The organism is Microcoleus sp. A006_D1 (assembly GCF_036702805.1).
GTDB lineage: Bacteria > Cyanobacteriota > Cyanobacteriia > Cyanobacteriales > Microcoleaceae > Microcoleus.
Genome location: NZ_JAUBVZ010000002.1, coordinates 605,314 through 617,327, shown reverse-complemented (window position 1 = coordinate 617,327; position 12,014 = coordinate 605,314). Strand labels below are relative to the sequence as shown.

9 protein-coding genes are annotated in these 12,014 nt (G+C 48.1%); 6 read left to right on the top strand and 3 right to left on the bottom strand.

What is annotated here, in order from left to right:
* The first annotated feature begins 124 nt into the window (after nt 1-124).
* From QUB68_RS05530 to QUB68_RS05510, 5 genes are all read left to right on the top strand, one after another.
* A complete protein-coding gene (locus QUB68_RS05530; RefSeq protein WP_332990107.1) occupies nt 125-2,041 on the top strand; it encodes a hypothetical protein in 1,917 nt (638 codons plus the stop codon).
* A 76-nt stretch (nt 2,042-2,117) separates the two neighbouring features.
* Entirely contained in the window at nt 2,118-2,234 is a 117-nt protein-coding gene (locus QUB68_RS05525) for a photosystem II reaction center protein I (protein ID WP_039887172.1), read from the top strand.
* Nucleotides 2,194-2,433 carry a hypothetical protein gene (locus tag QUB68_RS05520; protein ID WP_332990181.1) on the top strand — a complete coding sequence of 80 codons (240 nt, stop codon included), beginning with the start codon at nt 2,194-2,196 and terminating at the stop codon, nt 2,431-2,433. The genes QUB68_RS05525 and QUB68_RS05520 overlap by 41 nt, the downstream gene beginning before the upstream one ends.
* Before the next feature lie 170 nt (nt 2,434-2,603).
* The gene (locus QUB68_RS05515; protein WP_332990105.1) at nt 2,604-5,150 is read left to right on the top strand and encodes a DUF3769 domain-containing protein; all 2,547 of its coding nucleotides are present in this window, start codon (nt 2,604-2,606) and stop codon (nt 5,148-5,150) included.
* 315 nt (nt 5,151-5,465) lie between these two features.
* On the top strand, nt 5,466-6,134 hold the full coding sequence (locus tag QUB68_RS05510) for a hypothetical protein (protein WP_332990103.1): 669 nt from the start codon (nt 5,466-5,468) through the stop codon (nt 6,132-6,134).
* A gap of 31 nt (nt 6,135-6,165) precedes the next feature.
* On the opposite strand, the gene QUB68_RS05505 is transcribed toward QUB68_RS05510, so the two are convergent.
* Nucleotides 6,166-6,678, bottom strand: coding sequence for a phycobiliprotein lyase (locus QUB68_RS05505; RefSeq protein WP_332990101.1), 513 nt, complete (start codon nt 6,676-6,678; stop codon nt 6,166-6,168).
* Between the two features lie 712 nt (nt 6,679-7,390).
* Here QUB68_RS05505 and QUB68_RS05500 point away from each other — a divergent pair.
* Nucleotides 7,391-9,622: a hypothetical protein gene (locus tag QUB68_RS05500; RefSeq protein WP_332990099.1), complete on the top strand. Its 2,232-nt coding sequence runs from the start codon at nt 7,391-7,393 to the stop codon at nt 9,620-9,622.
* Nucleotides 9,623-9,732: 110 nt separating this feature from the next.
* Here QUB68_RS05500 and QUB68_RS05495 read toward each other — a convergent pair whose 3' ends face one another.
* Together QUB68_RS05495 and QUB68_RS05490 are read right to left on the bottom strand one after the other, a co-directional pair.
* Nucleotides 9,733-10,431 (bottom strand): Uma2 family endonuclease, encoded by a 699-nt coding sequence (locus QUB68_RS05495; protein ID WP_332990097.1) that lies wholly within the window; start codon nt 10,429-10,431, stop codon nt 9,733-9,735.
* Between the two features lie 161 nt (nt 10,432-10,592).
* Nucleotides 10,593-12,002, bottom strand: coding sequence for a (Fe-S)-binding protein (locus QUB68_RS05490; protein WP_332990179.1), 1,410 nt, complete (start codon nt 12,000-12,002; stop codon nt 10,593-10,595).
* Nucleotides 12,003-12,014: the final 12 nt, after the last annotated feature.

Below are 12,014 nucleotides of genomic sequence, written 5' to 3'. Positions count from 1 at the left end.
GAAGGACGCGAAGAAATAAAGGTTTCAGAGGGTTTGAAACTGCGATTGATATCCGTTTTGATTTTACTGCACAATTCAGCAACTCTGGCGCGAATCTAAAATCAGCAATTCAATAATTAAACTTATGTCTAACGGTTACTACGGCCCATACCAAAGCCGACTATTAAATTTTATATCCAAACAGTCCCGCCAAGTTGCCGATAATTGCGATCGCACTTGGCGACAAATCAAACAAACAACCCTCAGCGCTACCCAAATTCTACTTTATCCAGCTTACCTGCTGGTGCAAAGTTCCCGAATGTTGAGCCGACAGTTGCGGGAATCCAGTCAAAAAGTAGATTTACCGGAATTGCAAGAATTTGCAGGCGACGAAAATCCCGATTTGTCGGAAAATTGGTATTTGCCGGAAAATTCCGCAGCAAGTTCGATCGCCCAAATTTTGCACCTGGCAGAAAATTTGCTAAACTCGTCGCAAACCGCCACAACTGTAGCCAGCTTCCCGCAGTTAATCAATCGCCCAAATCCTGCAACAGAGCAAGCCCTCCGCCCGTTGCATCAAGCAATCAATCTTAGCGGAAAAATAGCCAAACATCAAACAACTTCTGCCCAAAAATACCCCCTGGCTAAAACTAAATTAACCAGCCCGCCAAAAGTTCAAGGAATCGCTAGTTTTATCCCCGCCCGCACTTTAGTCTTGGTGGGAGGAGAAAATCGGATCTTAGATATTTTGACGCCCCAACAGCAAGAATTGCTGGAAAATCGCATCACCTGGGAAGTCGCCAACTGCGAACCCCAACGGCGCGAAATTACCCAAAAAGAATTAAAATTTAATCTCGGTTTGGAGTCTGCTGCTAAAAAAGCGCAGCTACCGCCGGTACGCCGTTTTTGGGAATTGATGGCTTGGCTTCAGACGAGTCCGGTTGCTCTGAAAAGAAATCAGTTTGGAGAATCAATCCTGGCGGTGAAATCCGCGATCGACCGCAATGCCATCTTACTCCAAAACGCCAGCGCCAACACCGCACAGCAGTCGATTGCTCCATCAAAGGCGATCGACCGCAATACCCCAAAATTAGAAACTAATTTTAACAGCAAATTCGAGCCAGCCGCCAATCCGCTCTCATTTGTTACCTTAATCGATCGCGCAGCCGTCAACCTCGAAGAATTCACCCTCCCCCCAGCCGCCAACTTCCAAGTAACAATTGATACAGCCACCCCCGCAACCAATACAGGTGTTACCGCCCGCGAAATCCTCGAAAAATACGCTCAAAACATCGAAAAACTGATTTGGTCGTCAGTAGACCAGCTTTTGGGAAAAGAAACAGCAGCCAGTGATAACACGGAGAAAGCCGTGGCAATTCAGTATTATTTGAAACAGCGGGAGCAGCTAGAAAAAACGCCAAAAGTCCCAGAGGTCGATCGACCGTGGCTGAATTGGCAAGACTTATTCGGGGAACCAGCACCGCAGCACTTAATCGAGGGCAGTTCCGAAGCCGACATAGCACAAGCCATCGCCAAAGTCAAGCCAGAAATTGCAGAAATAGCAGAATTGCCAGAAGGTCGATCGGCATCAATCTCAATCTCCCCTTACCCCGAAGCAATTCACCGCTTAGTCGCCCAGCTCAAACAAAGCTTGGTCACAAAAGTGCCAAAAAGTCAACCCCAACCAGCATCAAATTTAGAAATTACTCCAGAAAATAGCACTGCACTCGCAGCAACACCATCAACCCCAGGGCGCGCGCCGGAAACCCAAGTGTCAAAACACACAAACCCGAACACCCCACAAACCAGCCAATCCACAGCAGCAATCACCCAACAAACCAGCGCCCCAGAACCAAAAAAACCGAGCGCAGGCTTCTCGCCCGAGAACGACTACTTAGAAACAAAAGCCGAATCGATGGGATACATTAAGCACCCGCTAGAACAAGTGCTCGAATGGCTCGATCTACTCATGCTCCGCCTAGAACAAATCGCCGAGCAAATCTGGAATTGGGCAAAAAGCAACTTGCCAACAATCCTCAAAAGCAAAGATAAAATTGACTAATCTTTAGCTTATGATAAAGTTGCAGCAACCGCAGCAAATCAGCTCAGTATTATGCCATCTTTGGAGACTCCCTAGCGTGCTAACCCTCAAAATCGTAGTTAATGTAGTTGTTCTATTTTTTGTTTCCCTGTTCATATTTGGGTTTTTGTCCAATGACCCAGCCCGGAACCCCAACCGCAGAGACATGGAATAAACAAGCTATCTCCGTCGCTGGTTTGGGGCGCGACACCGCAGCCCCCAAACCAGCCCCCAAAACCCCAAAAATTAGTCAAACCAAACTTGACCTCGCACCCGCAGCGAGGTTATCTTATGGCGAAAGCAAGTTCACAAAGCAACCAGATTCCAGCGCGCCCAAGCCAAAGCAAATTTCACAGCTCAGATTTAATGTTTAAATAGTCAACTTGAGATGCAAAAATTTTTAATAATTTGTACCCTATAAAATCTAAAATCTCTAGCAACCGCCAAGACAGTTAGACGTTCTTTAATTACTGAAACATCAGCAGTCGATTCCCTCTGCCCTCTGCCCTCTGCTATAAAATCGGATGACTCACCTGTTGTAATTATGCCCTATCCGGTACCGCCACCCGAACCATCTGCCATCATCTACATCGCCAAGCCAAAAAAAGCAGTCCTGACTGCGGCGAAGAGTGATGCAGACACCCGCAGCCCCAGCCCAGAAATACCGGAACCAAGCCCAGAAATCCTTCAGCCGCAACCAACACCAGCCCAACCAGAAACCGGAGCCGCACTCCTCGGTACCACCCCAGCCACCAGCCAACCTCCAAAAATCCCCGACCCCCTAGCCTCCCTCGAAAGTGGCGATGCAGTGGTGGGATTTCAGCATCGGGCTACAGGTGGAGAACCCGCAACTGCGGAAGTTCCCAAAGATGCCTCGTTTACTGCTTACCCGCTGCCGCCGATCGAAAATGCTGTTTCTAGCCCAAATCAAGAACGCACTCCACAAGCGCAGAGAACTATTGAGAAACCACAGCAGAGGAATAAGGTACCGCAGCCGGAAAGCGCGTATCAGGCCAAGGGAAAGCAGCAGTTAGAAGATAACGCTCCCGTAGCTCCTGAGACTCCCGAACCAGAACCCCCGCCAGAACCAGCTCCAGCAGGCCAGCAGCAGTTCGAGATTCCAACTCCCGGAACGGCGCCCCAACCCGGAGCCCCCGCAGCGCCGAAACCGAAGCCCAAACCAGCCCCGCCGCCAGGAGGGCGCACAGCACCATCTCAGCGCACGGTACCTTTTCCGGTGAACCCGGCCGATACTATCGAAATCAAGGCCGACAGCCAAGAATTTGACGACAAGCAGCAAATTGTCACGGCGGTTGGTAGGGTAATTGTGCGGTTCCGGCAAACTGTGATTGATGCCGATCGCGCGATCGTCAACTTAGTCACCCGGCAAGTGGTAGCATCCGGCAATGTCGCCTATACCCGCGGCCAACAAGTAATCCGCGGCCAGCAAATGGAATTCAATCTCGGCCTCAACTCCGGCGCCGTGGAACAAGCAAGCGGCGAGCTTTTCCTGCCCGCCGCAGGTAGCGAATTGACGCCCACACTGCCGACAGATATCAGTGCCGGAACCATTCTCGAACAGCCCCTGAGCGATCGAATTACCAGCCAGCAGCCCGTGCGCGGAGTCAAATCCTCTGGAGCTGCTACAGTCACCATCGGGGGCGGCGGACAGCTAGCAGCCCCCCAAGTTATCGGCGCCGTCAACCGCATCCGCTTTGAAGCAGAACGCCTCGAACTGCTGCCGGATGGCACCCGGGTAGCCACCAACATTCGGATTACTAACGACCCGTTTTCGCCCCCAGAACTCGAATACAGGGCCCGCAGGGCGACGATTAGAAGAATTTCGCCCACGGCTGAGGAATTGGTCACAAATTCGCCCCGCCTCGTGTTCGACAACCGCGTCAAAATACCTGTGTATCCCCGCAGACAAGTGTTTGACAGCCGGCAGCAGAACGGCCCTTGTTTGACCTTTGGCTACGACGGGGGCGACAGGGGCGGTTTGTATGCCGAGTGCGCTTTTGAGGTGTTGCAAAACGGGCCTGTGAGGCTGAGCCTGACGCCCCAAGTTTACCTTCAGCGGGTCGTCGAAAAGCACGGCGGCAATCCGTTTTTCCCCGACAGCTACGGGCTGAAAGCCAGGTTGGGCGCCACTCTGGGCCCGCGCACCAGCCTCGAAGGATCGGCGATATTTCTGAGTTTCGATAATTTCCCGAATTTGCCGGAAAACAGCTTTCGGGGCAATTTGCGCTTGCGCCAGTCGATCGGCACTCACTCTCTGGCGGCAGAATATAGTTATCGCGATCGACTATTTAACGGTTCTCTAGGCTTTCAAACCGTGCAGAGCAGCCTCGGGGCCGTCCTGACTTCCCCCGTCATCCAACTCGGAGGAACTGGCATCAATCTTAGCTACCAAGCCGGGTATCAATTTATCAATGCTGACACCGATCGACCAGACTTGCTCGAACCAGTGCGCGAAAACAACCGCATCGACCTCAGCCGCGCCCAAGTCAGCGTCGCCTTGAGCCGCGGCTTCAACCTGTGGCAAGGTCAACCGCTGCCCCGCACTCCTACCCAAGGTTTGAAGTACACCCGGACGCCGGTGGTTCCTTTCTTGCAACTGGCCTTGGGAGTCCGGGGAGTTGGCTCTTATTACAGCAGCGGCGACAGACAAAATTCGATCGCCAGCAGCATCGGCATTCAAGGGCAGTTCGGTCATTTCTCCCGCCCTTTCCTCGATTACACTGGATTTAATGTGACTTACACTCAGGTAGCGCGGGACGGCGTATCGCCTTATTTGTTCGATCGCTTGGTAGATTTGAAAGTCTTGTCTTTTGGACTTGTACAGCAAGTTTACGGAGGCTTTCGAGTCGGGTTTCAAAGTGCTATTAATTTAGAGAGCAAGGAAGCAATCAGTACCAACTACACTTTAGAATACAGCCGCCGCAGCTACGCATTTATTTTGCGTTTCAATCCTGAGCGTCAAGTCGGCAGCCTGACTTTTAGAATTAGTGACTTTAACTGGAACGGCACTCCCCAACCTTTTTCAGGGGACGTGCGAACTGTAGAAGGAGGCGTGCGTTTGTCCGATTAATTCAATTGGGTAACGGGTAATGGGTCATGGGTAATTAGTAATTGGTAATTGGTAATTGGTAATTGGTAATTGGTAATAACGAAGCAAAAAAAATCACCCATTCTCAATTCTCCAATTCTCAACTCTCCAATTCTCAATTCCCAAGGAAGAATGACTAATGATCGGGTTCGCTCGGGGGGGGAAAGCACTCCTGACTAATAACTAATAACTAATAACTAATAACTAATGACTAATGACTAATGACTAATGACTAATGACTAATGACAACTGACAACTGACAACTGACAACTGACAACTGACTAATTACCAATTCCCATGACAGAAGTGAGGGCAATATCTGCGGAAGCAGCGGCTCTGCTGGTTCACTACGGTTTTGACCTAGGTGGCAAAAAAGCAGAGAAATTGGCGGGTGAATGGCTGACCAAGTATCCCGGTCATTGGCTGCGTTTAGCAGTGGTTGAAGCGCTTTATCAAGGGCGCTACAAGGCTGTTTCTGTCGGACAGCTATTGAGTATGTGGCAGCGGATAGGTGAACCGCTCTATCATTTCAATCGTGAGTTTGAACGCTTGGTCTGCAACAATTTTCCTCAAGATTTAACCGGCGAAAGTGATGCAGGGCGACCTCAGGACGATATAATTTTATCGCAGCCCGAATCGGAAGTCGGTATCGCAGAGTTAGATTTGGCTGGGCCGCCAGATCCCAAAATCGATCGCGCGCCAGATGCAGAAGTCTCAAACGCACAGACTCAGGAAACAGAAAACTTGCCCGCAGCCGATCGCACCAAAGAAAATACCGAAGTTGTAGTATATGAAGATGTAGATGTTACTGCCCTAGCCGATCGAGCTGAGGTCGATCGCTTCCTAGCGCCAAAACCTGTAGCAAAATCATTTTCAGTTGCCAAACACACTGATTTTCACAGCAAGTTAAAAGCCGTTGCCCGAGAAGGTCGCAGAAAGAAAGGAGACAGCAGAAATAAGGTGTAAACTTGGGGAATTAGATAGTTGTTTGTGACTGTTAACTTTTCGCAGTTACTCCCATCCGAATTTCCGAACAAAAAGAAGCTTGTTCCGTACCGTTAGCTTGCTTGACAACGCTAGTCCGCAGCCGCAGGTTGGGCATCAGATACCACAGCCTTTCTTCCGCATGGAGAGTCTCTGATTCTGTAATCAATGTCAGCACGTCGTCGCCGCCCATAACGTAGCGGCTGTTTCCCTTGTCTTGCAACACTTGGCCTTCAGAAGGATTGTCAGGATTGGGTACGATCGCTAATATTGTAGAACCGACTTGTTTAGCTTGAGTGCGATCGGGAACACCGTCCCACGAAATCCGAACGCCCTCGATCCCAGTTGCAGCCGGGTTAATCGAGTGTTGTTGGCAAAGTTTAACAACTGCCGCATCGCTAGCGGTCAGTATTTCTATTTTCAGCTCGGATTTACCTGCCTGCAATTCCCCAGAATTGAGATTGTGTACCGTCCGCTGGGAAAACCATTTGCCTGCGCTTAACGCGAAAAACTCGCTAACATCCATGAAATTTGTCTCTAAACTTAAATACTTCTTTATTTTCAATGGCGACTTGCACGCTCTGGAGTCAGAAACTCGGCTTCTAACTGCGTAACTAGCGGTCAAACCCATAGATTTTAGCTAGAAACCGGGTTTAAGAGTGCAAGTCCTGTTTGTATTTTAAAGGAATGGGGCGCGCCTGTAAATTTTTCCCCGAGCTTTGGGCGAACCAGATTGCAGGTGCGGTTGAGTTGCCGAATCGCCAGCGGCCTGATATCTGCCTCGCTCCGGCGGGCAAAAGCAGAGAAAATTAGAGTATCCGGCCAGAAGTGTGGCGTTCAAAAAACTCTAGTTCGCACATCAAATAGGATTGCCACACCTCAAAAAAATTAGCTTAACAGTGTCAGTCGATCGACAATCATTACCAAAACACCAGCTATTCGTTAAGAAAAGCAAAGATATATGTCAGATGATTGTCGATCGCCCGGTAGATTTGGCACTGTCGATCCCAATCATATTGGCTAGTTTATCGTCATCGGACTGCTTGAAAATGCTCAAAGTAGACTCAGACTAAAAAATCAGCGATTCATCAACCATAGTCCAAGCCAGGGCAGCACCCCGCTCGCACAACAGCATTCAAATATGCCATGCTAAGTAAGGGAGAAAAGATTCTCGATCGGGTTTTGGGTAAGGTGCAGCTAGCGATCGCATACATTTAAAAAAAGACATCCACAAATTTATGAGCGAGTTTACACAAGGGCTGGATAAAATGCAGCCTGCCGAACAGACACACTGTCTGGGAATCCTGCCAAGTCAGCTAGCAGCCACTTCAGACTCAGAGAAATTATACAGCTTACTAACAGATTACAATTTTATTGAAGCCAAGCTCTCAGCATCGGGAGTACAAGCGCTAATAGAAGATTACGATTTAGCAACAAGTCCCGATATTATCACATCCGACCAAAAAGCCGACAAACTCAAATTAATCCAAGAAGCAATACGGCTATCTGCCCACATTCTAGCCAAAGATCCAACGCAACTAGCAGCCCAACTAATTGCGCGCTTGATGTGCTTTGAAATTCCCGAAATTCAAGCACTGCTAGCACAAGCAAAACAGCAGAAAAACCCCTGGCTGCGGCCGCTAACGCCCAGCTTTACCCCTCCAGGCGGCAGATTACTTCGCACCCTCACCGGACATACAGACTGGGTACAAGCTGTAGCAATCACCCCCGACGGCAAGCGAGCAATTTCTGCATCATCCGACCACACTCTCAAAGTTTGGCACTTAGAAACAGGAGAAGAACTTTCCACCCTCAAAGGTCATCTTACCTACGTCAACGCTGTAGCCGTCACCCCAGACGGCAAGCGAGTAATTTCTGGTTCTTGGGACAATACTATTAAAATTTGGGATTTAGCAACGGGAACAGAAATATTGACATTTGCAGGCGATACTTTTGCGGTAGAAGCAGTCGCCGTTACTCCCGACGGCAAGCGAGTAATTTCTGGTTCCTGGGACGGCAGTATCAAAGTTTGGAATTTGTCAACAGGGGCAGTGATTTTCAACCTCAAAGGTCACAGCAGTTTTGTCCAGTCGGTAGCAGTAACTCCCGACAGCAAGCGGTTGATTTCCGGTTCCGGCGACAACAGCATTAAAGTTTGGAACTTAGAAACTGGAAAGGAACTTTTTACCCTCATCGGTCACGCAGATTGGGTAAAAGCTGTAGCAGTAACTCCCGACGGCGAACAAATCATTTCCGGCAGTTACGACGGCACAGTCAAAGTTTGGAGTTTGAGTGCACGAGACAAACTTTTTACTTTAGGAAAACACGACAGTTTCGTGCAAGCAGTAGCAGTCAGTCCCGACGGAAAACGGGTAATTTCCGCTTCTGGCGACAAAACGCTGAAAGTTTGGAATCTGGAAACAAAAGAAGAACTCTTCACTTTTACCAATCACATCGCGCCTGTGAATGCTGTGGCTGTTACCCCCGACGGCAAGCGGATAGTTTCGGGTTCCTCTGACAAAACTATCAAAGTTTGGCACTTAGAAATAGGCAAAGAAAATTTATCATCTGCCGGTCACGATGACTGGGTAAATGCTGTAGCAGTTACTCCCGATGGTACAAAAGCAATTTCCGGTTCTGGAGACAACAGCATTAAAGTCTGGAATCTCCAAAACGGACAGGAACTTTTTACTATTCCCGGTCATAAAGATTGGGTAAAAGCTGTAGCAATAACAGCCGATAGCAAGCGAGTAGTTTCAGGTTCCGGCGACAAAACCGTAAAAGTTTGGCATCTCGAAACAGGCCAGGAAATCTTTACTTTCAGGGGTCATACGGACTGGGTAAATTCTGTAGCAGTGACTCCCGACGGAACGATGGCGATTTCGGGTTCGGGAGACAAAACTATTAAAGTTTGGAGTTTAGAAACTGGAGAGGAAATTTTGACGTTTTCAGGTCATGCTGACGGGATAAAAGCTGTGGCAGTTACTCCTGATGGAAAACGGATTATTTCAGCTTCCGGCGACAAAACTCTGAAAGTTTGGAGTTTGGGGAAAGAAAAAAATATTGTGGCAAATCTATGGAATTTTGCCCTCAAAAATCTACTTTTCACACTCAAAGGCCATGAGAGTTTTGTGAATGCTGTGGCAGTTACGGGGGATGGCAAATGGGCGATTTCGGGCGGGCGAGAAAAAAATCTGAAAGTTTGGGATTTGTCAAGTAGAAAAGAAGTTTTTACTTTGGCAGGTCATGGGGATGCGGTAACATCTGTGGCGACGGTGGGAAATAAGGTGATTTCTGTTTCCGATGATAATACTCTCAAAGTTTGGGATTTATTGAGTCGAAAAGTAGTTGCTACTTTTAGGGGAGATAGTGCTTTGAAAGCTTGCGCTATTGCACCGGATGGGGTGACAATTGTGGCGGCGGAAGCTTCGGGACAAGTGCATTTTTTGAGGTTGGAAGAAGGGAAATAGTCATTGGTCATTGGTCATTGGTTATTGGTCATTGGTTATTGTGGCGATCGCACTTTTGCTAAACTTGAAAAGTGCGATCGCCCGTTAGCGAAGCCCTCGAAGCAGTCTGTCTAACTTAATTCATCTGGGTTAATTCCCATTTCTCGCAGGCGTTCCGCCAAAATTTGTGATCGCCGCCGTTCCTCTCCTAAAGCTGTTTCTGCAAGTTCTGCCCGCTGTTCGGCTTGTTCTAACAGTTGACAAATCTCAACGTAGGAGAAAAATCTAGTGCCATCAGGTCGATAAATTTGCAATTGATCGCCTGACAAATCGAAGCGGATGGCTAACCTTGGACTCGCGTAGTTTTCCATAGATGCGATCGCATCCAAGCCGTCTTCTCCCCGCAACCAACCTCTGAGTTGATTGTTAGTAGGATTGTAAATATAATATTCTTCAACTTGGTGGCGATCGTAAAACAGTAATTTCGTGTCCATTTCATCCTGGCTATTGCTAGGAGAGAGAATCTCAAACACAACTTGTGGTGCAATTCCTGACTCGTTCCACTGCTGATAAGAACTCCGTCTCCTTTTCGGTGTGCCGAAGACAACCATCACATCAGCGGCATTAACAATATTTGGTCTTCCCTGAACCGGATACCAAAACAAATCGCCCGCTACAAATACATTCTCGTCATTAGCATACATCCATTCTATATTTTGCTGAATGACTAGAATCCAGCGAAACTGGTCGGTATTGTTTGCTATTGGTTTACCGTCGCTTTCGGGGTAGATAATCTGTTGCTGAGTTGGGATTGGGATTTGAGTTACCATAACTGTTGTCCGGGGTTGGGGACTGTTTAATTTAATTTTAGCTGGTTGGGGATGGTGAGAAGTGCGATGGACTTTTCAACGAATTTCTGCGGTTCATTAAAAAAATCTCATCCACAAAAGAGCAGATCAAAAGCAGGGCAGACACCGCCCGCCCTACCAAACTAATGCCTCTGCAACCTCACCCCACGAATAGAATAGTCCAAAAGCTCGATCGGGTGCATCAAAGTAACTTCCTTCCCCTGCAACTCCAAATGCTTCTTAATCTGCAAAGAACAACCTGGATTAGAAGAAGCAATCAACTCGGCCCCAGTATTCAGCAAATTCTCCACCTTCTGCACTCCCAATTCATCAGCAATTTCCGGCTGAAGCATATTGTAAACCCCCGCACTCCCGCAGCACAAAGCTGCATCCAGAGGCTCTTTTAACTTCACCCCCGGAATTTGTTTCAACAACTGACGCGGCTGCAAACTAATCTTTTGTCCGTGCAACAAATGACAAGCATCCTGATAAACAATCGTCAAATCTCCGTCTGCCAAAGGATTGAGTTTAGCGGTAATTCCCGCACTTACCAAAAATTCTTGTATATCCTTAACATTAGCAGCAAATGCTTCTGCTTTTTCCCGATATTCCGGGTCATCTGCTAGGATATGACCGTATTCTTTCAAAGTATGACCGCAACCCGCAGCGTTGATAATTACAACATCAACACCAGTATTTTCAAAGCTATCAATCATTTGTCTCGCCAAAGCTTTCGCCTGTTGGGCCTGTCCTTGATGTTCCGGCAAAGCAGCACAGCATCCCTGACTTTTGGGAATCACAACCTCGCAACCATTGGCCGTCAAAACTCGCACCGTAGCTTGATTAACAGGCGAGAATAATAGTCGCTGCACGCAGCCTAAAATCACGCCGACTCGATAGCGTTTCTCTCCTTGTGCGGGAATTACTTCCGGCAAATTATCTCGAAAAGAATCAACAGTTACCTCTGGCAAAATAGATTCCATCGCCGCCAAGCGGGGAAATACTTTTTTCAGCAAACCTGTTTTGCGAATTAGTTTTGGCAGTCCTAATTTTTGATAAATAAACAGAGGAACGAGTAAAGGCCGCAATCTGTGAGGATAAGGGAAGAGATTAAAAATCAGAGTGCGAATTACATTGTCGGAAAAAGTGCGTTTTTGATTGCGGGTAACTTGGTGGCGAGTTGCGGAAATTAACTTGTCATATTGAACTCCCGACGGACAAGTTGTGACGCAGGCCAAACAGCCCAAACAAGTATCGAAATGCTGCGAAGTTGCTTCGTTTAAAGGTGCGTCGCCTTCGTTGATTGCATCCATTAAGTAAATGCGGCCTCTAGGCGAATCCATTTCTTTGCCGAGTACGCGATAACTCGGACAAGTTGACAAACAAAAGCCGCAGTGTACGCAAGTATCGATTAATTTGGGATCGGGCGGGTTGTTAGCGTCGAAACCGGGGATTTCGATGGTTTGTAAGTGGGGATTTTGGGCTAGGAAATTGCTTTCTTTCGCGGGTTTTAAATCGTCACTGGGAATTTGAGATGTTTCTGAAGTTTGCATAGGGCAGAAAGT